Annotated in this window: 25 protein-coding genes; 14 read left to right on the top strand and 11 right to left on the bottom strand. The window is 63.5% G+C overall.

What is annotated here, in order from left to right; translation table 11 throughout:
- Nucleotides 1-17 precede the first annotated feature (17 nt).
- The 4 genes from LJY25_RS10745 to LJY25_RS10730 form a co-directional block, all read right to left on the bottom strand.
- Complete coding sequence (locus LJY25_RS10745; RefSeq protein ID WP_227608337.1) at nt 18-251, bottom strand: hypothetical protein; 234 nt, start codon at nt 249-251, stop codon at nt 18-20.
- The gene (locus LJY25_RS10740) at nt 232-1,869 is read right to left on the bottom strand and encodes a DUF4153 domain-containing protein (protein ID WP_227608336.1); all 1,638 of its coding nucleotides are present in this window, start codon (nt 1,867-1,869) and stop codon (nt 232-234) included. The genes LJY25_RS10745 and LJY25_RS10740 overlap by 20 nt, the downstream gene beginning before the upstream one ends.
- Before the next feature lie 65 nt (nt 1,870-1,934).
- Nucleotides 1,935-2,228: a winged helix-turn-helix domain-containing protein gene (locus LJY25_RS10735; RefSeq protein ID WP_227608335.1), complete on the bottom strand. Its 294-nt coding sequence runs from the start codon at nt 2,226-2,228 to the stop codon at nt 1,935-1,937.
- Nucleotides 2,225-2,917: a hypothetical protein gene (locus LJY25_RS10730; RefSeq protein WP_227608334.1), complete on the bottom strand. Its 693-nt coding sequence runs from the start codon at nt 2,915-2,917 to the stop codon at nt 2,225-2,227. The genes LJY25_RS10735 and LJY25_RS10730 overlap by 4 nt, the downstream gene beginning before the upstream one ends.
- A gap of 669 nt (nt 2,918-3,586) precedes the next feature.
- On the opposite strand from LJY25_RS10730, the gene LJY25_RS10725 reads away from it, so the two are divergent.
- From LJY25_RS10725 to LJY25_RS10715, 3 genes are all read left to right on the top strand, one after another.
- Nucleotides 3,587-4,384 carry a class I SAM-dependent methyltransferase gene (locus LJY25_RS10725; protein ID WP_227608333.1) on the top strand — a complete coding sequence of 266 codons (798 nt, stop codon included), beginning with the start codon at nt 3,587-3,589 and terminating at the stop codon, nt 4,382-4,384.
- A 152-nt stretch (nt 4,385-4,536) separates the two neighbouring features.
- A complete protein-coding gene (locus LJY25_RS10720) occupies nt 4,537-5,418 on the top strand; it encodes a UbiA family prenyltransferase (protein ID WP_227608332.1) in 882 nt (293 codons plus the stop codon).
- A gap of 53 nt (nt 5,419-5,471) precedes the next feature.
- Nucleotides 5,472-6,101 (top strand): hypothetical protein, encoded by a 630-nt coding sequence (locus tag LJY25_RS10715; RefSeq protein WP_227608331.1) that lies wholly within the window; start codon nt 5,472-5,474, stop codon nt 6,099-6,101.
- Nucleotides 6,102-6,104: 3 nt separating this feature from the next.
- On the opposite strand, the gene LJY25_RS10710 is transcribed toward LJY25_RS10715, so the two are convergent.
- Nucleotides 6,105-6,767: a DsbA family protein gene (locus tag LJY25_RS10710; protein ID WP_227608330.1), complete on the bottom strand. Its 663-nt coding sequence runs from the start codon at nt 6,765-6,767 to the stop codon at nt 6,105-6,107.
- Between the two features lie 123 nt (nt 6,768-6,890).
- Here LJY25_RS10710 and LJY25_RS10705 point away from each other — a divergent pair, with 123 nt between their 5' ends.
- Complete coding sequence (locus tag LJY25_RS10705) at nt 6,891-7,793, top strand: DUF3667 domain-containing protein (protein WP_227608329.1); 903 nt, start codon at nt 6,891-6,893, stop codon at nt 7,791-7,793.
- A gap of 78 nt (nt 7,794-7,871) precedes the next feature.
- Here LJY25_RS10705 and rho read toward each other — a convergent pair whose 3' ends face one another.
- Entirely contained in the window at nt 7,872-10,094 is a 2,223-nt protein-coding gene (rho, locus tag LJY25_RS10700) for a transcription termination factor Rho (RefSeq protein WP_227608328.1), read from the bottom strand.
- Nucleotides 10,095-10,513: 419 nt separating this feature from the next.
- Between rho and serS the strand changes: the two genes are divergently transcribed.
- Nucleotides 10,514-11,788: a serine--tRNA ligase gene (gene serS, locus LJY25_RS10695; protein WP_227608327.1), complete on the top strand. Its 1,275-nt coding sequence runs from the start codon at nt 10,514-10,516 to the stop codon at nt 11,786-11,788.
- Nucleotides 11,789-11,877: 89 nt separating this feature from the next.
- On the opposite strand, the gene LJY25_RS10690 is transcribed toward serS, so the two are convergent.
- From LJY25_RS10690 to LJY25_RS10680, 3 genes are all read right to left on the bottom strand, one after another.
- Nucleotides 11,878-12,144: a UBP-type zinc finger domain-containing protein gene (locus LJY25_RS10690; protein ID WP_227608326.1), complete on the bottom strand. Its 267-nt coding sequence runs from the start codon at nt 12,142-12,144 to the stop codon at nt 11,878-11,880.
- A 17-nt stretch (nt 12,145-12,161) separates the two neighbouring features.
- Nucleotides 12,162-13,214, bottom strand: coding sequence for a glycosyltransferase family 9 protein (locus tag LJY25_RS10685; RefSeq protein WP_227608325.1), 1,053 nt, complete (start codon nt 13,212-13,214; stop codon nt 12,162-12,164).
- A gap of 186 nt (nt 13,215-13,400) precedes the next feature.
- Nucleotides 13,401-15,152 (bottom strand): helix-hairpin-helix domain-containing protein, encoded by a 1,752-nt coding sequence (locus tag LJY25_RS10680; protein ID WP_227608324.1) that lies wholly within the window; start codon nt 15,150-15,152, stop codon nt 13,401-13,403.
- A 209-nt stretch (nt 15,153-15,361) separates the two neighbouring features.
- Here LJY25_RS10680 and LJY25_RS10675 point away from each other — a divergent pair, with 209 nt between their 5' ends.
- The 5 genes from LJY25_RS10675 (at nt 15,362) to LJY25_RS10655 (ending at nt 18,853) form a co-directional block, all read left to right on the top strand.
- On the top strand, nt 15,362-15,670 hold the full coding sequence (locus LJY25_RS10675; RefSeq protein WP_227608323.1) for a hypothetical protein: 309 nt from the start codon (nt 15,362-15,364) through the stop codon (nt 15,668-15,670).
- A gap of 57 nt (nt 15,671-15,727) precedes the next feature.
- Nucleotides 15,728-16,126, top strand: coding sequence for a hypothetical protein (locus LJY25_RS10670; RefSeq protein WP_227608322.1), 399 nt, complete (start codon nt 15,728-15,730; stop codon nt 16,124-16,126).
- A 28-nt stretch (nt 16,127-16,154) separates the two neighbouring features.
- Nucleotides 16,155-16,562, top strand: coding sequence for an EVE domain-containing protein (locus LJY25_RS10665; protein ID WP_227608321.1), 408 nt, complete (start codon nt 16,155-16,157; stop codon nt 16,560-16,562).
- A 119-nt stretch (nt 16,563-16,681) separates the two neighbouring features.
- Entirely contained in the window at nt 16,682-18,181 is a 1,500-nt protein-coding gene (locus tag LJY25_RS10660) for a hypothetical protein (RefSeq protein ID WP_227608320.1), read from the top strand.
- 111 nt (nt 18,182-18,292) lie between these two features.
- Nucleotides 18,293-18,853, top strand: coding sequence for a DUF4252 domain-containing protein (locus LJY25_RS10655; protein WP_227608319.1), 561 nt, complete (start codon nt 18,293-18,295; stop codon nt 18,851-18,853).
- Between the two features lie 176 nt (nt 18,854-19,029).
- Here the strand turns inward: LJY25_RS10655 and LJY25_RS10650 are convergent, their stop codons facing one another.
- Nucleotides 19,030-20,325, bottom strand: coding sequence for an aminopeptidase P N-terminal domain-containing protein (locus tag LJY25_RS10650; protein WP_227608318.1), 1,296 nt, complete (start codon nt 20,323-20,325; stop codon nt 19,030-19,032).
- A gap of 108 nt (nt 20,326-20,433) precedes the next feature.
- On the opposite strand from LJY25_RS10650, the gene LJY25_RS10645 reads away from it, so the two are divergent.
- The 3 genes from LJY25_RS10645 to LJY25_RS10635 all read left to right on the top strand — a co-directional run bounded on the left by LJY25_RS10645 (nt 20,434) and on the right by LJY25_RS10635 (nt 23,771).
- Entirely contained in the window at nt 20,434-21,456 is a 1,023-nt protein-coding gene (locus LJY25_RS10645; protein WP_227608317.1) for a glycosyltransferase family 9 protein, read from the top strand.
- A 192-nt stretch (nt 21,457-21,648) separates the two neighbouring features.
- The gene (locus LJY25_RS10640; RefSeq protein ID WP_227608316.1) at nt 21,649-22,887 is read left to right on the top strand and encodes a M16 family metallopeptidase; all 1,239 of its coding nucleotides are present in this window, start codon (nt 21,649-21,651) and stop codon (nt 22,885-22,887) included.
- Nucleotides 22,888-22,889: 2 nt separating this feature from the next.
- Nucleotides 22,890-23,771 (top strand): YDG/SRA domain-containing protein, encoded by an 882-nt coding sequence (locus LJY25_RS10635; protein WP_227608315.1) that lies wholly within the window; start codon nt 22,890-22,892, stop codon nt 23,769-23,771.
- Between the two features lie 55 nt (nt 23,772-23,826).
- Here LJY25_RS10635 and LJY25_RS10630 read toward each other — a convergent pair whose 3' ends face one another.
- A complete protein-coding gene (locus LJY25_RS10630) occupies nt 23,827-25,509 on the bottom strand; it encodes a hypothetical protein (protein ID WP_227608314.1) in 1,683 nt (560 codons plus the stop codon).
- 280 nt (nt 25,510-25,789) lie between these two features.
- On the opposite strand from LJY25_RS10630, the gene LJY25_RS10625 reads away from it, so the two are divergent.
- The gene (locus LJY25_RS10625; RefSeq protein ID WP_227608313.1) at nt 25,790-26,458 is read left to right on the top strand and encodes an O-methyltransferase; all 669 of its coding nucleotides are present in this window, start codon (nt 25,790-25,792) and stop codon (nt 26,456-26,458) included.
- Nucleotides 26,459-26,542 lie beyond the last annotated feature (84 nt).

Genomic DNA, 26,542 nt, shown 5'->3' with positions numbered 1-26,542 from the left:
TGGCAAAAGCTTCTTCCTTACAGGCTTGCCAGCAGATCAGCGCCCTGCGGCGACCAGAGCATCATGAGCACGAACACGGCGAGCAGCAGCAGGGCCAGCACGCCGCTGGCGGCCGGCACCAGCAGCAACAGGCGCTGCCGGCGCACGTCGGGAGCCGCCGCCTGCTCCTGCCAGCCCAGCAGCACGGCCAGCATGGCCACTCCGCCCCCGCAGAGCAGCACCATTCCGAGGCTAATGGCAAACTGCAGCATAGCGAACGTCGGTGGCGGGGTGGGCGTCGAAGTAGCGGGCGGCCTGGTAGTCGGCCCAGGTGTAGCTAAGCCAGCTCCGCCGGCCTTGCTGGGCCTGAAAGGCGCGGATGCGGGCGTGGAGGTGATACCGGGCCTCGCCCAGGGGCAGGGTTTCCCAGCGGCCGTAGCCATTGTCGCGGTTCAGCGCGCGGCCGGTCAGGGAAGCTTCCCGGGCAGCCAGCTGGGGCAGAATCCGGTCGGGCATGTCGAGCAGAAAGCCATAGTCGACCTGCCGGAACCGGGGCTGCAGGTTGTAGCGCACCATCCACGCTTCCCAGTTGCCCACCGCGAAAAGCAGCATCACGGCGTAGGCGGCCAGGGTATTGAGCCGCACCAGGGAGTAAGCCGAGCGTTGCTGCCAGATCTTCAGCAGAATCGTAATCAGGCCAAACAACGTCAGCAGCAGGAAGCCGTAGACGCCGATGCGCTTGTAGGCCAGCCCGGTGTGCACGATGTAGTAGTAGTTGCGCAGCCCCACCGACCCGGCCAGCACCATGTTTTGCACAATCCAGATCGTGGCGGCCCAGCGCAGGGCAGGCAGCCCGGCCTGGTAGAAATTAAGGTTGCGCCGAAAAAACCGCAGCACAATGGCCATGGCCACCAGGATGCTCAGGATCAGCACATAGGTGCCCTCGTGCACAAACTGCGTCAGGTCGAAGCCCGGGGCGGGCACGAAGCCAAACCACAGCCAGCGGATGTCGATGGCGTTGACGACGAGCAGCAGCAGGTTTACCAAAGCCAGCATGGCCAGGGCAATCTGGTACTCCTTGCGCAGGTCCAGCACCCGGAACGTCTGGGTGCGAAAGTCGGGCCGGGGCACGGCGAAGGATGCCACCCGGTCGCGCTGCCGGCGCACAAACTCTCCGAAGGCCGATTCCTGGTCGGTAAAGAAATGCAGGGGTAGGATCAGCAGCGCCCCGGCCGTGAGCAGCAGCCCCAGCAGCATAAACAGCAGGTGGGGCACGGAAAGATGGGCGAAAATGCGGGTAAGGATGTTGCCCAGCAACGTGAGCAGGCGGCCGGTGAAAGCGGCGTAGCGGGGATTCGCCAGCACGAACAGGAAGTGGAACAGCAGCAGGGCACCGAGCGGCAAAAGCAGCAGGCGGCCATAATAGCGCGAGCGGCTCATCTGCCCGCTCAGGTTGTGAGGCACCCGCACCAGCTGCAGCAGCCGGTCAGCGGCGTTCCAGACGTTGCCTAAGCCCGTCAGCAAGGCAAAGCCGACCAGCTTCAGCTTGGGCTGGTTGACGTAGCCCAGCCAGGCCGTCAGGGAAGCCCAGCACGCGAGCAGCGCGGCGCTGGAGCCGTACACGGCCACCATCAGGGCGCTGAGCGCGGTGCCGCCGAGCGTCAGCCAGAAGTAGCCCGAGCGCCACTGCGGGGCGTGCCGCGGCAGGCCGGCCAGCACGGCCGCCACGACGAAGAGCGTAAAGAGCAGCATGTTCAGGGCGGCGCGCTGCTCCCAGAACAGGCCGTCGAACAGGACCGCGCCCAGCAGGAGCAGCACCTTTTGCAGAATCGTGAGCGGCGGGGCGGCCGGGCGGGTGGCGGCCGGCGCCAGGGCAGAATAAGTGGTCATAGATGAGAGGTTTTATTTAAAAAGAACTTTGTGTTTCAAAGTGATAAGACAAAAAAAAGGGCGCCTCAGCTGCGCAGCAATTTTTCCAGGGCTGTCAGGTGGTCTTTGAAGGCCGTTTTTCCCGCATCCGTGGCCGAGTAGGTGGTATTTGGCTTCTTGCCCACAAACTGCTTGGTGACCTGCACGTACTCGGCCTTTTCGAGGGCCGCAACGTGGCTGGCGAGGTTGCCGTCGGTCAGATCCAGGGCTTCCTTCAGCTCATTGAAGCTCACCGAGTCATTGGCCATCAGCACGGCCATCACGCCCAGCCGCACGCGGTTGTCGAACGCCTTATTGAGGGTATGGATGAGGTGCTTCACTGCGGGCGGGGCGTACGTTCGTAGCGGTTGTACATGATCAGGCCGTAACCGATGTGGCCAAACCCGAAACCGAGGGCAAAGAACAGGAAAGCATAGTTGGGCAGCAAACCGGCCACCAGCCCCAGCGCCAGCAGGCTAATGCCCAGCAGCTTTATTTCGTCGACGGTGTACTTGCTGGCGTTGAGCAGCGCCAGACCGTAGAACAGCAGCATGGCCGGCACCACCAGCCCGGCGGCCCCGCGCAGGTAAAGCTGGATGCAGAACAGCCCGCCCACCACCAGGGGTACGGCCATGCTCCAGAACAGGCGGCGCGACACGGCGCCCCACAGCGGCAGCCCCTCGCGCCGGGCCCGGCGACGGGTAAACCAGAAGGCTACTACCGTGGCCAGGGCGGCAATGCCCACGGCCAGCGCCAGCAGAAACGGCAGCGTGGCCAGCCGGTCGGCCTCGGAGCCTTCCATCAGGCGCACAAACCCGGAGGCATCGACGACGGAACTGCCGTACTCCCCGCCCCTACCGGCTCCTTCGAACTGGTTGTGCAGGTACCAATGTCCAAACGCCGCGCCCGCCAGTGCCACCACCCCGGCCCCTACGCCCGAGAGGCCGCTGAGGGAAATAAACCGCGAGGACCGCTCCATGATGGCGCGAATCTCGGTGAGCTGGGCTAATGGGTCGACGGCTGGCTTCATGCTTTCAGAGTGCTTTGTGCTGCAAAGTAACGTAGAAGCCGGTGGGTTTGTATCATTGAGGCTGCATATTTTTTCTGAATAAGGCCGATTCGTATGCTCAATTCGTCTAAATCAGTTGCATCCCTGGAACTTTGGGGAAAAACCTGTTGGCCGGAACTCTGGTCTACCCGCTGATTATCTTATTCGCTTCATTAACGGAACCTGAAACGTCGGACGCCCGCCCGGTCGACGCTACGCTGCTGACCCTATCAATTTGTATTGCCGTGGCGGCCACCGTAAGCTCGGTGCCCGGGGCCTTCCTGCTCCGCCTGGGTTTGCACCGGGCCGTTCACCAAGCTACGCAGCGCCGGCGGCTGACAGGAACTACCGGGCTGATTCTGGTGGCCTACGCGGTGTCTGTCTTTGTGTCTGCCTGCCCTGGCGGTAGCCTTGCTGACCAAGCCGGCCAAAACACCCTTTTTCCCGCAGCCGTCCAAACTTGAACCCTTTCTGTATTTCCCAGTGGCCGCAATTCCTTACCTGCTGGCTGGTCTGGCCGTAACTGGCTGGCGTTACCGCACCGTTTTATTTGGGCCGGGCGCGAAGCACACAACGCGGCCGCAAAACAAAATGCCCCTGGCTTAGTAAGCTTGCAGTAACCCGGCTCCGGTAGAGCCTACTCCCCTATTCATGCGCCTTCGGCTCCAGCTATTCGAATTTGAAGACCTGCCCTGCTTTCCCGGCGTCATCCGGGCAGGCATGATGGACTACCTGCGCTTTATGATCAGCCACCTGGGCATCTACCAGCCCATCGTGCCTTTGTTGCAAGAAGCTCTGGAAGCCACCGGCCAGCAGCATTTACTGGAGCTGTGCGCAGGGGCGGGGGGCGGTACCGAAGGCGTGGCGCTTACACTGCAAAAGCAGCCCGGGCTGGCCGATCTGCGCGTCACCCTCACCGACCTCTACCCCCAGCCCGCCGCCTGGGAGCTGCTGGCCCGGCGCACCCAGGGTTTGCTTGGCCTTGCCCCCGCGCCCGTGGACGCCCTGAATGTGCCGGCAAACCTAACCGGCTTCCGGACGGTGTTTTCCGCCTTCCACCACTTCCCCCCCGCTGCCGCCGAGGCGCTGCTGGCGGATGCCGTCCGGCAAAAAGCCGGTATCGGCATTTTCGAAGGCGCCGGCAAGCACTGGCACGAAATCCTGCTGGCATGGACGATTCTGCCGGTGCTCCAGCTGCTGGCGACGCCCTTTATGCGGCCCTTCCGCCTGAGCCGGCTGTTCTTCACTTACATCATCCCGCTGATTCCGCTGTTTACCATCTGGGACGGTACCGTGTCCATTCTGCGCATGTACCCGCCCGACCAGCTCCTGGCCCTGGCCCGCGCCGCCGACCCCGCCGGTCAGTTCCACTGGCAGGCCGGCAAGGTGAAGCACTGGTCCGGGTCCCAGGTTACGTATCTGGTGGGCTGGCCTATTTTTAATGAATAATTAAGAATCAGCAATTAAGAATTGAATCAGCCTAACATGTCAGTAGCATGAATTGAAAGTCAGCCTGGCTAAGCACCGGCTGACTCTATTTGCGGCTTTTACTCACCTTTTGCAGCCCAAACTTTTCTCCACCCTCAATTCTTAATTACTAATTGTCAATTACTAATTATAAAAACGCCCTGCCCCTGCTGCGGATACCGTTTTCGGTGTACCTGATGCCGGTGTTCTGGTTTGGCCTCAGCGCCCTGCCGCAGCCGTTCAGCCCCTGGCGGGCTCTGGGCGTGTTTGTGGTGCTGCACCTGCTGGCGTATCCGGCTTCCAACGGCTACAACTCCTACTACGACCGGGACGAGGGCAGCATCGGGGGCCTGAAGCAGCCGCCCAAGGTGTCGGAGGAGCTGATTCACCTGGTCTGGCTGTTTGACGCACTGGCGTTGCTCGGCGCCCTGCTGCTTTCCCCGTGGTTTGCCGCCGGCCTGCTCGTGTACCTGCTCGTCTCGAAAGCCTACAGCTACGAGGGCATCCGCCTGAAAAAGTATCCGCTCATCAGCACGGCCGTCGTGGTCGTATTTCAGGGCGCCTTTACCTTTCTGCTCACCCAGCTGGGCACGGGCGCGGACCTGGCCCAGCTGCGGGAGCCCACCAACCTGCTGCTGGCTTTGGTGAGCACGCTGTTTCTGTGCGGATCCTATCCGCTGACGCAGGTATACCAGCACCAGGAAGACCGGCAGCGCGGCGACCAGACGCTGAGCCTGGTGCTGGGCATCCGGGGCACGTTCGTCTTTGCCGGGGTGGGTTTACTGGTAGGAGCTTCGGTGCTGGCCCTGGCGTATCTGCTGCGTCAGGAAACCCGCAGTCTGCTGATTTTTCTGGTGGCTACCGGCCCGGTCGTTTTTCTGTTCAGCCGCTGGGTGTGGCAGGTGTGGCGCAACCCCGCCGCCGCCGACTTCGAGCATACCATGCAGATGAATCAGGTATCGTCGCTGTGTATGAGCGGAGCATTCATAGCCATTCTGCTGCTTCGTTCCCTGTAGGGCCTGAAACCGCCGGGCGTATACTAGTCTTCCGTAGCTTAATGAAACCCGCTATGCGCACAACTCTTTTGCTGGCCTTGCCGGTGGCGCTGCTGGCTGCCTGCTCGGCCCCCGATTCTTCCCGCAACGAAGAGGCCCCGACTACCACCGCCCCGCCTGCTCCCGTGGCCGTAGAGCCGCTCGACACCGCCGGGGCTTCCCAGGTTGATGCCCACTCCGATACGCTTAAAACCGTGCGCCGGCGCCACGTCTTCTCCTCTCCCGGCACGCCCGACCTGTTTACGCTGCAGCTGCGCGGCCCGTCGGTGCTCGAAGGCGAGGCCACGTTTACCATCACCGACCACGCCGGCCAGGTAATCTTCCGCGAGGCCCTGCCCGCCGCCGACCTGGAGGCCGCGCTGGTGTATGAGCTCAAGACGCCGTCGGCCACGCCGGCTCAGCGCGAAGCCTTTATCCGGCGGCGGATGGACAGCTTTTTCGCCGACCAGAACTTTCACCGGCCTGCCATCAGCCCCGGCGAAGCCTACCGAAACGGGGAGCTGGAGCGCCCCACCTGGGACGACCTCAAGCAGCGCGCCGACGCCGTGAGCTTCGAGTACCTCGTGGGCAAGGAGGAGCGGCGGCGCATTGCCTGGTCGCCCCTGAAAAAGCAGGTGGTGCGTCTGGGCTCCTTCGGCGGCTAAATTTTATTTACCGTCGGCCAGGTCCTGCAGGGCCTGCTCCAGCCCGGCCGCGAAATGGTCGTAGGGCTGGAAGCCGCGGGCCAGCACGTACCCCTGCGCCCCGACGCGCAGAATGACCGTGGGGAAGCCCTGCACGCCGATGCGGCCCACCGCGGCAAACTCCTGGCGGGTAGCGGTGGCCGTTTCGGGCCGGGCCAGCTCCCGGCTAAACTCCGTTACATCAAGGCCGTAATCGGCGGCCAGGGCCTCGTACACCACTGAGTCATTCAGATCGTGGCCGTGCTCAAACAGGGCTTTCTGGATGTCGTGCGCAAAGTCGATGGCCCGGTTCTGCTGGTCCAGCTGCCGGAACACCGTCAGGGCCCGGCAGGGCGGCTCGGAGTCCTGGATGTAGCTGCCTTCGGCCCCGAGCTGCTGGTAGGCTTCGCCGAACGTGACGCCGGTGGCCTGCTCCACGTTGTGCAGGGCGCTGCTGATGTAGGGCCACATCTGCCGGATCGGACCTACCTGGTCGCCGGTAACCATGCCGCCGCTCAGCACCGATACCGTGATGCGCCCCCGAAACGCGTTCTTGACGCGCCGGATGACCGGGCTCATGCCGTAGCACCAGCCGCAGAGCGGGTCGTAGATGTACAGGACTTCGGGAAGCTCGGGGTTGTTTTCCATGGCGTGCAAAGGTCTTTACTGCCGCCGGCCGGTGCAAGTTTCAGCGCCCAGCGGCCCAGAGCTAGGAAATAAGGCCGGGAAAGGGCAATTTTTACCGGATTTATCCTGGCAACCAGCCTTCTGATGGAAACCCCGACGCTGACGCACCCACCCGCTGCTTCCACCACCTCATCTGCCGCGCCGGCGCCGGAAGCCTGCGTCAGCTGCGGCACCGGGCTGGCCGGGGCCTACTGCCACGCCTGCGGCGAAAAGCGCCTGCACCGCCACGACTACGCCCTCAAGCACTTCCTGGAGCACACCATCGACACCGTTACGCACTTCGACCTGCGGGTACTGCGTGACCTGTGGACCCAGCTCCGGCGGCCGGGCCTGCTAGCGGCGGAGTGGCTGCTGGGCCGGCGTGTGCGGCACGCCCCGCCGGTGCAGCTGTTCCTGATTACCAACCTGCTGTTCTACCTGCTGGCCAGCGTGTCGCACTTCAGCCCGTTCGAGTCAGGGCTGCAAAGCCAGCTGCACTCCCTGAACGGGTTTAACCGGTTTGCCCAGCGCCTGGTCGAAGCGCACCTTACCCGGACCGGCACTGCCTACGAAACCTTTGCCCCGGCCTTCGACGCTCTGGCCCACAGCTACTCCAAGAGCCTGGTTTTCCTGTTTATTCCGCTGCTGATGGTTCCGCTATGGCTGATGTTCTGGCGGCAGCGGCGCTACTTCGTCGAGTGGATCATGGTTAGCACGTACCTTTTCTCCGGCATTCTGCTTTTGTATGCGCTGATGTCACTGATGGCCTGGGTATCCACAGGCATTCCGCCCCTGCTCCGGTTCTTCAATAATGATGACCTGATCAGCCCGGTGATGCTGGTGCTGACGATTACCTACGCCAGCCTGTTTTTTAAGGGAGCATTCTCTCACCAACCCGCCTTGCTGCGCTGGGGCAAAGGCCTGCTCTACAGCGTGGCTTTCCTGCTGGTGCTCCTGGTGCCCTACCGCTTCGTGCTGTTCATGGTCTGCTACTGGTCGGCCACCTGACCGGCAGGAAAACAAGGCACAAAAAAGCCCGCTGCATTGCTGTAGCGGGCTTTTTTTATTGAAAGCTGAACCGGGAGGCTAGCCGTTCATCGAGGTCAGGAACTCGGTGTTGTCCTTGGTACCTTTCATGCGGTCCTTCAGGAACTCCATGGCTTCGGAAGCCGTCATGTCGGCCATGAACTTGCGCAGAATCCAGATGCGGCTGAGCTCGTCGCGGTCCATCAGCAGGTCTTCGCGGCGGGTGCCCGAGGCGGGCACGTCGATGGCCGGGAAGATGCGCTTGTTGGCCAGCTTGCGGTCCAGCTGCAGTTCCATGTTGCCGGTGCCTTTGAATTCCTCGAAGATTACCTCGTCCATCTTGGAGCCGGTTTCGATCAGGGCCGTGGCAATGATGGTGAGCGAGCCGCCGTCCTCTACGTTGCGGGCCGCGCCAAAGAAGCGCTTGGGCTTGTGCAGGGCGTTGGCGTCCACACCGCCCGACAGGATCTTTCCGGAAGCAGGCTGCACGGTGTTGTAGGCCCGGGCCAGGCGGGTGATGGAGTCGAGCAGAATCACCACGTCGTGCCCGCACTCCACGAGGCGCTTGGCTTTGTCGAGGGCAATGGAGGCAATCTTGACGTGACGGTCGGCGGTTTCGTCGAAGGTGGAGCTGAGCACCTCGGCTTTCACCGAGCGGGCCATGTCCGTCACTTCCTCGGGACGCTCATCAATCAGCAGGATGATGAGGTATACTTCGGGGTGATTCTCGGAAATGGCGTTGGCAATTTCCTGGAGCAGCACCGTCTTACCGGTTTTGGGCTGGGCCACGATCAGGCCGCGCTGGCCTTTGCCGATGGGAGCAAACAGGTCGAGAATGCGGGTGCTGAGCAGGGTCGACTTGGTGGTGAGCTTGAGGCGCTCCTCGGCAAACAGCGGGGTGAGGTGGCTGAAGGGAATCCGGTCCCGGACTTCTTCCACCGAGCGGCCGTTAATACCTTCTACACCGACCAGGGCAAAGTATTTCTCGCCTTCGCGGGGCGGGCGGATCGTGCACTTCACCGTGTCGCCGGCCTTGAGGGCAAACTGCTTGATCTGCTGGGGCGCCACGTAAATGTCGTCCGGCGAGGCCAGGTAGTTGTAGAAAGGTGACCGCAGGAAGCCGTAGCCGCCGTCGGGCATCATCTCCAGCGTGCCTTCGCTGGGCAGTACGATGTCGATTTCGTTGCGCTGGGGCCGCTGCTCCCCCTGCCGGGCGGGCTGGTCGCCCTGCCGCGGACCCTGGCCTTCGCCCTGGGCCTGGCGCTCGGCCTGACGCTGCTGGCGCTGCAGGTCGCGGGCAGCAAACCGGTCTTCCCGGCGCATGGGCTCGCGGCCCTCACGACCTTCGCGGCCTTCCCGGGGCTGGTCGCGCAGCCCCCGGGGCTCACGCTGGTCGCGCATCTCGCGGCCTTCCCGGGGCTCGCGGGGAGCATCGCCCCGGGGCTCACGGCCTTCGCGGTTTTCCCGGACCTGTCCATCACGTCCATCACGACCGTCGCGGTTTTCGCGATTTTCCCGGCCGTCCCGGTTTTCACGACCATCCCGGTTTTCGCGGAATTCCCGGCCGTTGCGGCCGTGCTGATCGGCCTGCCCGTTGGAGGGCGCTGCCGCCGGCACTTCGGGAGCCGCCTGGTCGGCGGGCACCTGGGCCGTTACTTCGGGGGTAAAGCTGGTGGTGGCACCCGTCGGCTCCGTCTCCGGAGTCAGGGAGGTGGGGTTGTCTTCGGCTGCTGCGGGGGCCGGCGCGGGCTGACCGTTGTCCTGCCCCCGGGGCGCATCGTTGCGGGGCCGGCGCTCGGGGCGCTGGTAGAGCTTAACCGGGCGCGGCGCTTCCGCAGTCTCAGCAGCGGCTGGCACATTGTCGGGCGCAACTTCTGCTACGGGAGCCGGCGCGGCTGCCGTAGCTTCTTCTACGGCCGGGGCCGGTGCGTCAACCGGCACGGCCGCTACGGCAGCGGCCACACGGCTGTTGCGCAGGGTGCTGGACTCGCGGCGGGGAGCGGCGGCCCGGGGAGCACGGGCGGCCGTGGCCGGAGCAGCTACCGCCACCGGGGCAGCCGCAACGGCCACATCCGAGAAGGGCTGTTCGACGGCCGGGGCTTTAGCCGCCGCCGGACGGGTTTTCTTGGGCAGCTGGTCGTCGGGAGTAACGGCCTGCTGGTCGAGGATCTTGTAGATCAGATCCTGCTTGCTGAGTTTTTTGAAGTTACCGACGTTCAGTTGTTCTGCAATTTCCTTTAGCTCGGAAAGCAGGCGGTCCTTCAACTCTTCAATATTGTACATACACTAAACTGGGAGGGAAAATCAGGCGGGTACGAAACCAGAATCAAACAGCACGGGCCGGTCTGGGCGCTTATGGCTACCGCAGGGCGGCGCGAAGCACAGGATTCGGGAAAAACGGGGGTGATAACGAGGGAAGGCGCTGGAAATAAGAGCGGGCCAAGAGCGCAGTAAACTGCTGCGGGCCCGGCATCAGCCGCCGGCTTGCTAACGCAATGTTAGGGTAATACGCCCAAACTGCCAAACGGGATACGCGAATTTTGAGTTGCCTGCAACGCCGCTTTATTTGGCGTCCCGGCCCCCATCCAGGCAGCTCCTCGCGGCCCGCTACAGGCCCGCTTTGCAAAGTGCACGCCGGGGCGCCGGCCCTTCCGGTTGTTCTCCCTACTTTTGCCCACCGACTAAACCGCGCTTTCTGCCTTATGCTGCAAGTTTCCGTTCTTAAAGAGCAAACCGACCTGGTGCTGGCCGGGCTGGCCAAGAAGCACTACAAAACCGCCGAGGCCGACGTGCAGGCCATCCTAAGCCTCGACCAGCGCCGGAAGGACCTGCAAACCGCCCACGACTCAGCCCAGGCTGAAGCCAACGAGCTGGCCCGGCAGATTGGGGGCCTGATGAAGTCGGGCGACAAGGCCGGGGCCGAAACGCTCAAGGCCCGCACCGCCGAGCTGAAGGGGCAAACCAAAGCCCACGCCGAAGAGCTGCTGGAAGTGGAAAAGGAGCTGCAAAACACGCTCTACAAGCTGCCCAACCTGCCCCATAGCTCGGTGCCCGAAGGACGCTCGGCTCAGGACAACGAGGTAGTGCGTGAAGTAGGCGCCAAGCCTGAGCTGGCGGCCTCAGCCCTCCCCCACTGGGATTTGATCAAGAAGTACGACATCATTGACTTCGAGCTGGGCAACAAGATTACCGGCGCCGGCTTTCCGGTGTACAAGGGCCAGGGTGCCCGCCTGCAGCGCGCCCTCATTAACTTCTTTCTCGACCAGGCCCTGGCCGCCGGCTACTTCGAGGTGCAGCCCCCGATTCTGGTCAACGAGGCCTCGGGCTACGGTACCGGCCAGCTGCCCGACAAGGAAGGCCAGATGTACCACGACGCCCAGGACAACCTGTACCTGATTCCGACGGCCGAGGTGCCCATCACCAACCTGTACCGCGACGAAATCGTGGCCCAGGACAAGCTGCCGATCCGCAACGCCGGCTACACGCCCTGCTTCCGCCGGGAGGCCGGCTCCTGGGGCGCCGACGTGCGCGGCCTGAACCGCCTGCACCAGTTCGACAAGGTGGAAATCGTGCAGATCACCCACCCCGACCAAAGCTATGCCGCCCTGGAAGACATGCTGGCCCACATCGAAGGGCTGCTGCAGAAGCTGGAGCTGCCCTACCGGGTCTTGCGCCTCTGCGGGGGCGACATGGGCTTTACCTCGGCCCTCACCTATGATCTGGAAGTGTGGAGCGCCGCCCAGGGCCGGTGGCTGGAAGTCAGCTCCTGCTCGAACTTCGAAACCTACCAGGCCAACCGCCTGAAGCTGCGCTACCGGGCTGAGAACGGCAAAAACCAGCTGCTGCACACGCTCAACGGCTCGGCCCTGGCGCTGCCGCGCATCGTAGCGGCCCTGCTGGAAAACAACCAGACCGAAGCCGGCATCCGCCTGCCCGAAGTGCTGCACAGCTACTGCGGATTCAGCCAGATTGGGTAGCCCACGGCTTCTCGATTACAAAAAGGCCCGGCTACCGCAGTAGCCGGGCCTTTTTGTGTTGGTCCGGCGGCAGGCGGAGAGAATGTGTCTTAATACTTTACCATCTGCTCGTCCTCATAGCACCATAGCCACTGCTCCCCGGGCTCGGCGGAGGCAACCACGGCGTGGCCGGAGCGGTGAAAGTGCTTGGTGGCGTGCTTGTTTTTAGAGGAGTCGCAGCAGCCGACGTGCCCGCACTCCTGGCACACGCGCAGGTGCACCCAGGTTTCGTTGCGGGCCACGCACTCAGGGCAGACGTACTCCGGGGCGGTTTTCAGGCTTTGAACCGAGGCGAGGTGCTGGCAGACGTCGGGCATAAAGTAAAAGCAGCTGGTTAGCGGCCGTCCTGGGTGGGCGGCAGGTCGAGGTCGAACTTGATTTCGCGCATGCACTTAAAGTGGCCCTGGGGGCACTTCTCGTAGCCGATCTTGGAGCAGGGCCGGCAGTACAGATTCGGGCGCTCCAGGATGCGAAACTCGGTACGGTAGGGGTACATCCCAAACTCCGGCACCGTGTTGCCCCACACGCTGAAAATTTCCTTTTTAAACGCCGCTGCAATGTGCATCAGCCCGGTGTCGTGGCTGACCACGAGCTGGGCCTGCTTGACCAGAGAGGCCGACTGATTCAGGTTGTAGCGCCCGCAGGCGTTGTAGATCAGGGAGTGAGGAAGCGCGCGAACCGGTGCATCGGCCCGCGCAGGAAAGCCCGGCAATGCCGGGAGTGGAGCCGGGGCAGCATTCTTCTCAAACGCCAGCTCGATGATGTGGCCGGTGCTTTCGTCCTCGGGGCCGCCGAGCAGCACAATGGGCCGGCGCAGCTCGGCGCACAGCTCGATAATGCGCTCCACCGGCAGGCGCTTGGTGGCGTGCTGGGCCCCGATGGCAAAGGCGACGTAGCCGTGCTGAAACGCCGCCGGCAGGGTTTCGAGGTCAACCTCGTCGGCGGGCGGGATAAAGTAGTCGAGGCCCCGCCCATCGTTGCGGACGCCCAGCACCTCCGCCGCGGCCAGGTAGCGGTCCACGATGTGCACGGGCGGCAGGGTGTTCCACTTAAAGCGCACCAGCAGCCACTTGCGCAGGTTGAGCTTCTCAAACGAGGCTGACGGCACGCCCAGCCGCAGCTTCAGCAGCGTGGTGCGCAGGTTGTTGTGCAGGTCCACCACGAAATCGAACTGCTCGGCCTTTAGCTCCGCCACCAGCTCGGCCAGGGAGCCGGTCAGGCAGTGCACCTTGTCCACGTACAGGTTCGACGCCAGAATGACCCGGTAGGCGGGCTTCGTGCAGTAGTGCACCCGCGCCCCGGCCACCTGCTGCCGGATAGCCCGCACCACGGGCGTGGTGAGGACAATGTCGCCGATAGAGGAAAACCGCAGGATGAGAATCTTCATGGTTAAGCCGCAAGCTTTAAGCAACAAGCTGCAAGCTTTTATGGATGAGAGTTACAGGCCGCAAGCTACAAGCTGCAAACCTTACGCTTGAACACAGATGAGGAGGGGTTGTGCAGGCCCTTATCTGGCGCGATGCTTCCTTACAGCCGAACGAAAAAAACTTGCGGCTTGAAGCTTGCCGCTCCTTTACCCAAACAGCGTCGCCTTAAACTCTTCAGCGGGCTTGATGCCGGCTTTGCGCTGCTCAAAATATGCCGCAGCTTCGGCGGCCGACTTGGCGTTGAACGTCATTTCCTTCGTGAGCCCGCCTTTGCGGCCCATCATTACGCCGTAGCGCATATCGGCGTAGCCGTCGGTGTGGTGGGCGTCGGGGTTGATGCTGAGCTGCACGCCCTGGTCGAGAGCGTAGCGCACCCAGCGCCAGTCGAGGTCCAGCCGCCAGGGGTTGGAGTTGATTTCGATGATGACGTTGTGCCGGGCGCAGGCGTCGATAATGGCTTTGTGATCGAGCGGGTAGCCTTCCCGGCGCAAAAGCAGGCGGCCGGTGGGGTGGCCCAGCATGGTAGTGTAGGGGTTGGCAATGGCCCGCAGCAGCCGCTCGGTGGCCCGGGCCTCGTCCATCTTCAGGTTGCTGTGCACCGAGGCCACGATAAAGTCAAACGAGGCCAGCACCGTGGGCGGGTAGTCGAGGGCGCCGTCGCCGAGAATGTCGCTTTCGATGCCCTTGAAGATGCGGAACGGCGCCAGGTCCTGGTTGAGTTGGTCAATTTCGCGCTGCTGCTGCCGCACCCGCTCGGCGTTGAGGCCATTGGCGTAGTGCGCGGCTTGCGAATGGTCGCAGAGGCCCAGGTACTCGTAGCCGTGGTCGCGCAGCCACTCGGCCATCTGCCGGATGGAGTGGGCCCCGTCCGACCAGGTGCTGTGGTTGTGCAGGCTGCCTTTCAGGTCTTTGTCTACGAGCAGAGCGGGCAGCTTCTGCTCGCTGGCTAGGGTAATTTCGCCCAGCCCCTCGCGCAGCTCGGGCACGATATACTGGAGCCCTGCCTTTTGGTAAACGGCTTCTTCCTGGTAGAATTTGTCGCGCTTGAGCAGCTGACGCAGCGTACCCGCCTGGCCTGGACCGGCCTGGGGCAGTTGCTCGCTCAGGTGGGCTTCGGTGCCGGTCAGCAGAAACAGCTCGTTGGTGTAGCACTCCTTGGCCACCATCCGCACTTCTACCTTTACACCCGAGGCCGTGGCCTGTCCGCGCCAGGCAAACGGGCCCGAGCGCACGGGGTCGGGCGTAAGGCCATCGAGGGCATTGAGCAGGTCGTGGGCCAACCAGGGCTGGGTAGTAGCGGCCACCAGCACGATGGTTTCTACGATTTCGAGGCGGCGGCGTACTTCCCCGGCCACTTCCACCTGCCCGGTGCCCAGCACGTCGCGCAGGCGGCGGGCCAGGTCTTCGCCCAGTTCCTCGGCCTGCGGATACAGGAGCTTGCCCTGGCTTTGCTGGGTGAACTCGAGTGCCGCCAGAATGCTTTCCTGGGTTTTCTTGCCGAAGCCCTTGAGCTTGCTGACCTCGTCCCGCTCGCAGGCCTCGCGCAGCTGCCCGGGGCTTTCGATGTTCAGCTCCCGCCACAGGGCGCGGATTTTCTTGGGTCCGATGCCCTTGATCTTGAGCATTTCCACGACGCCGGGCGGGGTGATTTCCAGCAGGCGCTGCAGCTCGGGGAAAGTACCGGTATCGAGCAGCTCGGCCACGCGGGCGGCGGCGGTTTTGCTGAGACCAGTGCGGTCGGGCAGGCCGGTGCGGTCGAGGTCGGCAACAGGAAACTCCAGGCGCTCAAGCACGGCGGCGGTGCCTTCGTAGGCCCGGATCTTGAAGGGATTCTCGTCATGCAGCTCCAGCAGCGAAGCCGCCAGGCGGAAGGCGCGGGTAAGGGCGCGGTTGTCCAAGGCAAATAGTGGCTGTGGCCCGCAACCGGGGCCGGGTGGCGGAAGTAAAGGTACGGGGCAATGTCGTACATTCGCTTTACGCGGCGGCCGGGCCTGTTGTCTGACTTCCCTCCTATTTTTCGTTTATGCGCCTCTTCCTTCTGCTCGGCTGCCTTAGTATAGTCCTGCTGGCGGGCACATGCAACCCCGACCCCCGTAAACTGCCACAGATGAAAATGCTCGAGCGCACCTGGCTGCATGCCCACGAAGATGACCAGGGCGACATCCGCGTGTACCGGCCCAACACCTACGCCTTTCCGCCGTCGCGGGGGCGCACCGGCTTCAGCTTCGACCACAACGGCCTGTTCACGCAGTACGACATTGCCCCTACCGATGGGCTGGAAGGCCACCGGGGCGTCTGGAAGGCCGAAAGCAGCACCGTGCTGCGCATTTCCCTCGACGACCACCGGGAGCCCGACTACCGCCTCGAGATTGTGTCGCTGGAAAACGACGTGCTGAAAGTGCGGCGCCTGCCCTAGCGCTTGCAACCCCGCCGCGCATACTGAAATCATGGGGAGGTACGTTCCTTCCTGACTATGCGCACCCTGATCTTATTTCTGCTTTGCCTGATTGGCGCCTTGCTGAGTTGCCAGCCTGATGCCGACCTACTTGCTCCGGCGGACCTGACGGGCCGGACCTGGCTGGAGTCGCACGAAGAGCGGCCGGCGGGTTCCGACGTACAGGTGTACCGACCCGATACCTACGCCTTTCCGCCCTCCTGGCCCCGGCAAGGCTTCCGCTTCGACGATGGAGGCGTTCTTACTGCCTACGGAGCCTCGCCGGCCGATGCCCCCGAAACCTACCCCGGACGCTGGGAGCAGGAGGGCGCCGGCACCTACCGCCTCACCTATACGATGCGCGGGCAGGTGGTGAGCTACCGGTTGGAGCTGATTTCCCTGGCCAACGACGTCCTCAAGGCGCGCCGCCTGCCCTAGCCCGACGGTTCCTGCGTAATTTGCGGGCATGAACTACTGGCTCGTTAAATCCGAACCCGCCGCCTACTCCTGGTCTGACTTTACCCGCGACGGCGCCACCGACTGGACCGGGGTGCGCAACTTCCAGGCCCGCAACTACCTGCAGCAGATGCAGCCCCAGGACCTGGTTTTGTTTTATCACAGCGTCACGGAGAAAACCGTGGTGGGCGTGGCCCGGGTTGCCGCCGCCCCCGCCCCCGATGCCACCGCCGGCGCCGACAGTGGCTGGGTGGCCGTCCGGCTGCAGCCCCACCAGCCCCTGCCCCGGCCCGTCAGTCTGGCCCAGATCAAGCAGGATGCCCGCCTGGGCCAGATTGGGCTGCTGCGCCAGTCCCGCCTGTCGGTGATGCCGCTGCGGGAAGAAGAGTTTGACCTGATCCTGGAGCTGGGCAGCTAGGTTTGCCTGGCTACATCAGCCCCCCGGAATCCAATTCGGAAGCGGGTGAAAAAGGTAGGCGGGTCGCCGCGTTTTGCCGTATCTTAGAGGTCCGCGCCCTACCTGACGGCGCATCCTCTATGAAACACACTTTGGGAGTTCTGTTTGTGGTGCTGCTGGCTGCGCTGCCGGGCTGGTCTCAGCCGGCCCAGCCCGCCCGGATTGAGTTGCCCCTGGACTCGTACAACAGTGAGGTACGGGTGCAGGCCCTGCCTGCCGACAGCAGCCTGATCTTGCTGGTAGAGCAGGAAAACCTGATGTCCTACCGCGGCACGTTCAGCTTCCGCAAGTACAACCGGGCCCTGGAAGAAGTGTGGACCAGGCCGATCGACGTGCCCAAGGAGTACGCCTTCTCCCGGCTTTGCGCCGAAGGCACCAATGTGTACGCCCTGTTTCAGTCGGAATACGCCCCGCAGCGCCTGTGGGTAGCCAGCCTCGACGGCCGCCAGGGGCTGATCCGCGCCGCTTCCTTCGACACCCGCCTGAGCCGGGACATCTTTGACCTGAAGGCCCTGGAAGGCAATCTGTTCGTGACGGTGATGGTGGACCGCCACCTGACCGTGGTGTTCCTGGATCTGAAAGCCGGCACGATGCAGTTCCTGCCTTCGGTGTACGAGCCGATGCCCGCCCAGCTCACTTTCCTGGCCGACTCTACCACCAAGCGGGCCGAGTTCGTGATGAGCCAGTCGAACGGCTACAAGTCGCGCCTGCAGGTCAAGCAGCTCTCGGCCCGGGGGCAGCTGCTGCACTCTGAGTTTGTGCAGACGGAAAGTGAGCGGGGCCTGATTACGGCTCAGATCAGCCCCCGGGCCGACAGTACCACCCGCCTGCTGGCCGGCACCTACTCGCTGCGCGACACGCGCTACTCCCAGGGCATCTTCTCGGCCGACCTGACCGCCGGCACCACCCCGACGGGCGTGCGGGAGTCGTTGCGCTTTTACGACTTCATCAACCTGAAGCACTTCTTCGACTTTATGAAACCGGCCCGGGAGGAGCGGCTCCGGCAGCGCAGCGCCCGGCTGCGCGCCGAGGCCAAGCAGCTGCGCCTGCGCTATCGCCTGCTCACCCACGACCTGATGCCTTTTCAGGACGGATACGTGATGGTGGCTGAGGTGTATTACCCCCACTACCGCTACGACACTTACGGCTACGGCCTGATGGCATCGACCCGTACGTTCGACGGCTACCGTACCACCCACGCCATTGTGTGCGGGTTCGACAAAAAAGGAAACCTGCTCTGGGACAATGCCTTTGTTCTGAAGGACGTGCGCAACTACAACCTGGTCGAGAACGTGCGGGTTCGCCCCCTGCCCGACGGCAACCGCCTGGTGCTGGCCTACCTCGACGAGCACCGCATCCGCTACAAGATTATCGACCGTACCGTATCCTCGCCCAACGACCTGGACGTGCCGATTGTCACCTCACTGAAGGGAGCCAAGGAAAAGCCCAATTCCACCACCCACGAGGGGCTGCTGTCGTGGTACGGCAGCCGGTTCCTGGCTTACGGCTACCAGCACGTGCGCCCCGAAAAAGGCTCGTCCCGGGACGTGTTCTTTGTGAATTCCGTGGCGTTTGACTAGCCGGCCCGGCCGGGCCGGGAGCAGGGCAGCAGGTGGGCAAAGCCAACAGCCGGGCGGGATGTGCGTATGCAGGGCAAATCAATCTGCTCTTCACACGCTTTTCTTTCTGCTATGAAAACCCGCTTTCTATCCATTCTGGCCTTGTTTGGCCTTTTGGTGGCCGCCAGCTGCCGCACCGCCGGACCCGAGCAGCCCGCCCGCACCGTGGCCGAATTCTTTAACAAGTATCAGAACCGCTCCGGCTTCCGGGCCGGCGACTGGAATGCCGACCTGACGACCCGCCTGCTGCTGGGACGCCTTGGCAAATGGGGAGGCGACAACAACGTAACCCAGGCGCTGAGCGCCATCCGCGGGGTGCGCTTCATCACCTTTGCACCTACCAGCTCCTCCTCCGAGAAGCTGGTTTCCCGCGGCCTGATCACGGAAGTCGACGGGCTGCTCAGCAACGAGCGGTACACCCAGATTCCGGTAAGTCCCGATGCGGGCAGCACCAACCTGCGCTACGCCGCCCGCATGCAGGGCGAGCAGGTGCAGGAAGTAGTAGTCAGCGGACAGCAGGAGAATATTCCCGATTCCTTTGTGCTGCTGGCCATCAACGGCAACTTCACCCGGGAGCAGCTCACTGCCTTGCAGAAAGTGCTGCCCAACGTGATGGGCGAGATTACGAAGTAGGTCTTAGGGTCTTAGGTCTTAGGTCTTAGGTCTTAGGTCTTAGGTCTTAGGTCTTAGGTCTTAGGTCTTAGGATGGTACTGCCCTGCTGACGTCAGGTTACAGAAAAGGGCCCGCAACTTCGGTTGCGGGCCCTTTTTCTTTGAACGAACTAAGACCTAAGTCCCTAAGACCTAAATCAAGCCCTAGAACTCATCAGCCGCTCGATGTCGTCGGCTTCGAGGGGGATGTTCTTCATCAGGTCCTCGGGCTTGCCGGTGGTGATGAGGATGTCGTTTTCGAGGCGGATGCCCAGGCCCTCTTCGCGGATATAGATGCCCGGCTCGCAGGTGTAAACCATGCCGGCTTCGAAGGTGCGGTACTTGGCGCCCACGTCGTGCACGTCGAGGCCCAGGTAGTGGCTGGTGCCGTGCATGAAGTACTTCTTGTAAAGCGGAGCGGCGGGGTCCTGGTTTTTGACGTCGGAGGCGTTGAGCAGGTCGAGCCTGATGAGCTCCTGCTCCATCTGCCGGCCTACGGCGGCGTGATAGTCCTCGATGTTGTTGCCGGGCACGAGCTGAGCGGTAGCAAACTTCATCACCCGCAGCACCGCCTCGTACACATCGCGCTGGCGCTTGGTGAACTTGCCGTTCACGGGCAGGCTGCGGGAAAGGTCGGCGGCGTAGTTAGCGAATTCGGCACCGAAGTCGAGCAGCAGCACGTCGCCGTCCTGGCACTGCCGGTCGTTGCTGACGTAGTGCAGGATGCAGGCGCTGGCCCCCGAGGCAATGATGCTGCCATAGGCCGGGCCCCGGCTGCGGTTGCGCACAAACTCGTGCAGCAGCTCGGCCTCAATCTCGTACTCCCATACGCCCGGCTTCACAAAGCCCAGCAGGCGGCGGAAGGCTTTTTCCGTGATATTCGCGGCTTCGCGCATCAGCCGGATTTCCTCGTCGCTCTTGATGGCCCGCAGGTGGTGCAGAATGGGCGCAGCGCGGCGGTAGTTGTGCAGGGGGTACGCCTCGCGCAGCCACTTGCCGAAGCGGGCGTCGCGGGTTTCGACTTCCACCACGGCGCGGATATGCTCGTTGGTGTTCAGAAACACGTTTTCAGCCTCGTTCATCAGCGCGGGCAGCACCGTTTTAAATGAGTCGAGCCACATAATGGTGGGCACGCCCGACTGGGCGCGGGCTTCTTCCTTGGTCAGCTTGTAGCCTTCCCAGACCAAGATATGCTCACTGGTTTCCTTCAGGAACAGGATTTCGCGGTACTGGGGCAGCTTAGCGTCGGGGAACAGCACAAGGATGCTTTCTTCCTGGTCGACGCCGGAGAGGTAGAACAGGTCGTTGTTCTGGCGAAAGGCCATGGTGCCGTCGGCGTTGGTCGGCATCACGTCGTTCGACTGGAAGATGGCCAGGGAAGCCGGCGGCAGCTGCTGCACGAAGCGGCGGCGGTTCTGGGTAAACAAGTCGGGCGAGATCGAGCCGTAGCGCATGGCAAGCAGGGGTTGGGAGTGGGCAGGGACGCGCCAACGGGGCGCGGGCTGCAAGTTATATAGATTGGCTTCACGCGCCCAGGCCCGGGGCCGTATCTTTGCCGGTCTATGCTGCCTTCTTCTGCTCCCGGCGCCGTGCTTCTGATTCAGACCGCCTTTATCGGCGACGTCATCCTGGCGACGGCCCTGCTGGAGCGCCTGCACGAAAAAGCCCCGAACCGACCTATCGACTTTCTGGTGCGCAAGGGCAACGAGGGGTTGCTCAAGGGCCATCCGTTGGTGCGGGAGGTGCTGGTCTGGGACAAAAAGAAAGACAAGTACCCGGGCCTGCTGAAGATCCTGGGCCGGATCCGGGCCACCCGGTATGCCGAAGTCATCAACCTGCAGCGGTTTGCGTCCACGGGCTTGGTCACGGCGTTTTCCGGCGCCCCGGTGCGGGTCGGGTTCGATAAAAACCCCTTTGCGTTCCGCTTTACGCGCGTTGTGCCCCACGAAATCGGGACGGGGCTGCACGAGGTGGCCCGCAACCTGCGCCTGCTCGACCCCAGCGGCAACGAGCCCCTGACCCCGCCCCGCCTCTACCCCACCCCGGCCGACGAAGCCGCCGCGGCCCCGTACGCCGCGGCCGGGCCCTACATCTGCATCGCGCCGACGTCGGTGTGGTTTACCAAGCAGTTTCCGAAAGAGCAGTGGCTGAAGCTGCTGGCCGCCCTGCCCGCCCACTATCGGGTGTACCTGCTCGGCGGCCCGCCCGACGTGGCCGCCTGCGAGGAGCTGCTGCTGGCCAGCGGCCGGCCCGACACGGTAAACCTGGCCGGCAGGCTTTCCCTGCTGGCCTCGGCGGCTTTAATGCGGGGCGCGGTACTCAGCTACGTGAATGATTCGGCGCCCATGCACCTGTGCTCGGCGGTGGGCGCCGCCACCTGCGCTATCTTCTGCTCTACGGTGCCGGCGTTTGGCTTTGGTCCGCTAAGCCCGTTTTCCCGCATCGTGGAGCTGCCCGAGGAGCTGGCCTGCCGCCCCTGCGGCCTGCACGGCTACCAGAATTGCCCTTTGGGCCACTTTCACTGCGCCCACGGCATCGAAACCGGGCAGCTGCTGGCCGTGCTGGCGGAAGCAGAAGGGCGCTGATGTGCTCAGGATGACAGGACCGGAACCAGCAACCCGCCTGCCGTCAGCACATTTTCCAGAGTAGCACATCAGCACATCAACCCTCCGTACCTTTGTAGCTGCCCGAAACCTACCTGCCCCGCGGATGGTTACCTCAGGCTGGGACGGGGTTTTCCAAGACCCTACGTCCCCAAGGCCCTAAGTCCCTATTGAATGTCTGATTACGACCTGCTCGAGCTGCCCAACGGCATCCGGGTTTTACATAAGCAAGTCCTGCACACCAAGATTGCGCACTGCGGCTTTCTGCTCGACATCGGCTCCCGCGACGAGCGGCCCGAGCAGCAGGGGCTGGCCCACTTCTGGGAGCACATGGCCTTTAAAGGCACCGAGAAGCGCAAGAGCTTTCACATCCTGAACCGCCTCGAAACCGTGGGCGGGGAGCTGAACGCGTATACCACCAAGGAGAAAATCTGCTTTTACGCCTCCCTGCTCAGCACCCACTTCGAGCGGGCCTTCGAGCTGCTCACCGACCTGACCTTCAACTCGGTGTTTCCGGAAAAGGAAATCGAGAAGGAGCGCGGGGTGATTCTGGAAGAAATGGCCATGTACAACGACGCCCCCGAAGACGCCATCGTCGATGACTTCGACGAGGTGGTGTTCGGCAACCACGCCCTGGGCCACAACATTCTGGGCACCCGGGAAAGCGTGTCGGGCTTTCAGCAGGCTGACTTCTTCAACTTCCTCAAGGAAAACGTGCGCACCGACCGGCTGGTGTTCAGCTCGGTCAGCAACCTGCCGTTTACGGAGGTGAAGCGCCTGGCCGAAAAGTTTCTGGCCCCGCTGCCGGCCAAGCTCGGCGCCCGGCCCCGCACTCCGTTCGGCTCGTACCAGCGGGTGGAGCGGGTCGAGAGCCGGCCCATCTCCCAGGCCCACTGCCTGATCGGGGGCCCGGCCTACGCCATCGGCGACAAGCGGCGGATTCCGTTTTTCATGCTCACCAACCTGCTCGGCGGCCCCGGCATGAACTCCCGTCTCAACCTGGCCGTGCGCGAAAAGTACGGCCTGGTGTACACCATCGACGCCACCTACGCGCCCTACACCGACACCGGCTCGTTCGGCATCTATTTCGGCACCGAGAAAAAGCAGGTCAAGCGCACCATCCAGCTGATTATGAAAGAGCTGAAGCTGCTGCGCGAAAAGTCCCTCAGCACCACCCAGCTTCACGTCGTCAAGCAGCAGCTGATGGGCCAGCTGGCCATGGCTGAGGAAAGCAACAGCGGGCTGATGCAGCTGCTGGCCAAAAGCACCCTGGACCTGGGCCGGGTGGAGTCGCTCAACGACATCTTCGAGCTGATCAAGGGCATCACCGCCGCCGAGCTGCGCGAGCTGGCCAACGACGTGTTGCACGAGGACTACCTGAGCTTGCTCGAATACGTGCCCCAGGGTAAATAATAATGGCAGGGACCTTCGGCCACGTCGGCACGGCCCGGGCGGGCGACTTATTCGCCTCCCGGCTGGAGCTGTCGTTGCGGGGGCTGCACCGCCCGCGCCAGGCCGGCATCTGCGCCACCCAGGCCGCCGGGGCCGAAAGCATCGTGCTGTCGGAAAAGTACGAGGACGACGAAATCCACGACGACTACCTGCTGTACACCGGCCACGGCGGACGCGACCAGAACACCGGCAAGCAGGCCGCCGACCAAACCCTGACCGACGCCAACCTGGGCCTGTACCGCAGCCAGGTGACCGGGCGGCCGGTCCGGGTTTTCCGGAAGGTGGCGTCGTCCGGGGAGCAGCGGTTCCGCTACGAAGGGCTATTCCGGGTCGTCAGCACCGAGTACCGGCAGGGCAAGTCCGGCTTTATGGTGTACCGGTTCCGGCTGGAGCCGCTGGTGGAATCCGGGCCGGAGCAGGGGCCGCGCCGGACGTACAGTCTGTTTGATGAGGCAGAACAGGTGCATGAGCCGGCGCCCCGCTACCTGGCTACCACCTCGCGCATCATTCGCGACACTGCGCTGACCCGGGCCGTAAAGGACCTGTATGCGTACCGCTGCCAGGTATGCAATGAGCGGCTGCCGACGCCGGCGGGCTTCTACGCCGAAGCCGCGCACATCCGCCCGCTTGGCGCCCCGCACCACGGCCCCGACCTGCTGAGTAACGTGCTCTGCCTGTGCCCCAACCACCATGTGCTGTTCGACTTCGGCAGCATTGCCGTGAACGAGGACTTTACGCTATTGGGCCTGCCAGGCCGCCTGACGGTACAACCCGCTCATCAGGTTGGGCTGGAGTTTCTGGCCTACCACCGCGCCCACATCTACCTAGCGGCCGACCGGCCCTAGCTTGTATGTATTTCTCAACCGCAAATCAGGCGAGCAGGAATATGTAAGACGGATCTTACGGCTGGTCCGGGGCTCCGGAAACGGTGGGGCTTGGCGCCACAGGCTCGGTCGGTCGTGGATGGGCGGGCGGCTGGTCGTAGCGCACCTGCTGGCCGTCCCACCAGATGGCCTGGCGTGGAGCGGCGGTATCGGCTTCATTGTGCATCAGGTCGCGCATCCGCGGGTCGAACTGCGCATCAAGCACTTCAGCCGACATTGGAGCAAGGTCCGTTACATCACGGCGGGTACCCGTGGCGGTCCAGTTCAGCAGCGCCCGGGAATGGCCCTGCTGATTTTCACGCACGTAAAAGCCGGTTTCCACTACGCGCTCCACGAATACGCCGCGCGTCTCCCCGGCGGGCGTAACGGTGATAGTGGCCTCCTGCGGGTTGAGCAACAGTTGGGCGAAGCCGGCGGGAAAGGGAATAAATGCCTGCCCCTCGCGTAATTCAGCGCGGCCGCGGGCCGACACGTCAGCGGTGGTGGCCGAGGCGGCGTACGTGGCCACGCGCTGGCCGTCGGCGGCCGTCACGAGCTGAGTGAGGGGCTGGTTCATAACGGCCGCCCCATCCACGTAAAGGCTGTACCGCTCCCCGCGCGCGTGCAGCCCGTACACCTGTCCCCGGACCCAGCCGCCCATCACGCCACCCGAGATACCAAGGCCGATGTGGGCGTTGGCCCGCGCCGTGCCGCCGGGTACGGAGCGCCCCCCCGTCGTGCCGGTTTCGTACCCGCTGCCGAACCCGTAGACGCCATAGTCGTTGCCGGAGGAGGAGTACATCCCCAGGGCACCCAGCGCAAAGCCCCCCTCGTCGCCTACTACGCCGGCGTTGCGCCTCGCCAAGCCCGGGCTATAGCCGTACACCCCGGTGCTGTAGGCATAGGTGCCGTTGGCAGCGGCAAACAGCCCGGTGCGGGGTCCGACGCTGCCAGTGGCGTGCCAAGCGTTGCCAGCCGTGCTGGTGCCGTTCAGTGCCCGGACCCCGGAAGAATTGGGTGCCCCGATAGCAATGTTCTCGCCATATACTGCTCCGAACGTAGTCGTGCTGGCCCCGTGCAGGAGGCCGTAGATACCGGCTCCGTTGTTGGTGCTGTAGCCGCTTACGGCCCGCTCGTTGGCGCTGCTGCTGACGTTAAGCACTGATCCGCTGACGGGGGCCGAGACACCCCCAACAAACAGCTGCCCGGTGGTGCTGAGCCGGCCCCGCACCGTGTTGCCCGTCAGCAGGTCAAGGTTGTCGTTGGAAACGGTACCCAGGCTGTAGCTTCCGCCACCCGTACCAAAGTTGTTGCCCCCGGCCAGCCAGGTCCGCCCGACGGAGGTGACGGTGCCGGCGGCGTTGGTAACGGACACCGCACCCGCTGCGCTCAGGGTTACGGCCGTATTGGCCTGGGCCGGGTTGAGAAAGGTCCAGACCGGCAGGCTCGGGGCGCCGCTGTTATAGTAGAAGCCGGGCGTATTGTCGGTCTGATAGATCAGCAGGCCGTAGGCCGGGCTGGGAATATTGCCGCGCTGCGCCTGCGTCATAGACGGAATCAGCAGGCCTTTGGTCGTGCTTTTGATATCCAGCATCGCGCTGCTGTTGGCTGCCGAGCCGTCGGCGTTGATGGCTACGCCCTGGGCAGTAGCCAGCCGGACCGGGATAAACAGGACGAGGAGCGGGCAAAGCCCTTGCAGTAGACGGTAGAGGTTCAGCATCGACGAAAGAGTTGATTCGCGGAAAGCTAAGATAACCCGAAATGCTGGTACCGGCAATTAGTGCCAAAGCTGACCGGGCACCGGTAAACAACCGGATTTGGTAAGGGAAGCCGGCCGATGGCAGGTGGTCCGAGCGGCCGGGTCTGGGCACCATGACTGCATACCTGCGCGCCCGGAAACCACGAAGCTGTCCTGCGTTCATCCAGCCCTGCCTCCCGAAGTTGCCGGACAGCAACCGGTCCGGCGCCTGCTCCCGGATCATGAATGCCCGCTAGTATCTTTGCAGGCCATTCCCGCGCCCGTGCTTAACTCCGACGACCCTTTTCAGCTTTACGCCGAAGCCCACACTTCGCCCGAACCCGAGCTGCTGGCCCGACTGAACCGGGAAACCCACGTGCAGGTCTTGGCCCCGCGGATGCTGTCGGGCCATTTGCAGGGGCGGCTGCTGAGCATGATCAGCCACATGGTAAGGCCCCGGCGGGTGCTGGAAATCGGCACGTTTACGGGCTACGCGGCCCTTAGCCTGGCCGAAGGGCTGGCCCCGGACGGGGAGCTGCACACCATCGAGCAGAACCCCGAGCTGGAAACCCGCATCCGGCGCTACGTGGCCGCCGCCGGCCTCGAGGCCAGGCTGCACCTGCACATCGGCGACGCCCGGCAGGTGCTGCCCACCCTGGCTGAAACCTGGGACCTGGTGTTTATCGATGCCGACAAAATCAACAACGACCGGTACTACGAGCTGGTTTTGCCCCGGGTGCGGCCGGGCGGGTTTATCCTCGTCGACAACGTGCTGTGGGGCGGCAAGGTGGTGGACTCGTACCCGGTGAAGCCGTCGGACAAAGACACGCACGCGGTGCGGGCCTTTAATGACAAAGTGCAGGCCGATGCGCGGGTCGAGAATGTTTTTCTGCCCCTGCGCGACGGACTATTCCTGGTGCGCAAGCGGTAGAACTGCCCGGTTGGCCGAACAAACCAGGTTGCCCGTCGATTAACAGGCAGGCACAAGTCCGGGCCGGCAAACGTTCGGGGCGCG

The sequence above is a fragment of the Hymenobacter translucens genome (assembly GCF_020685205.1).
Classification (GTDB): domain Bacteria; phylum Bacteroidota; class Bacteroidia; order Cytophagales; family Hymenobacteraceae; genus Hymenobacter; species Hymenobacter translucens.
This window is presented reverse-complemented; position numbering and strand designations above follow the sequence as displayed.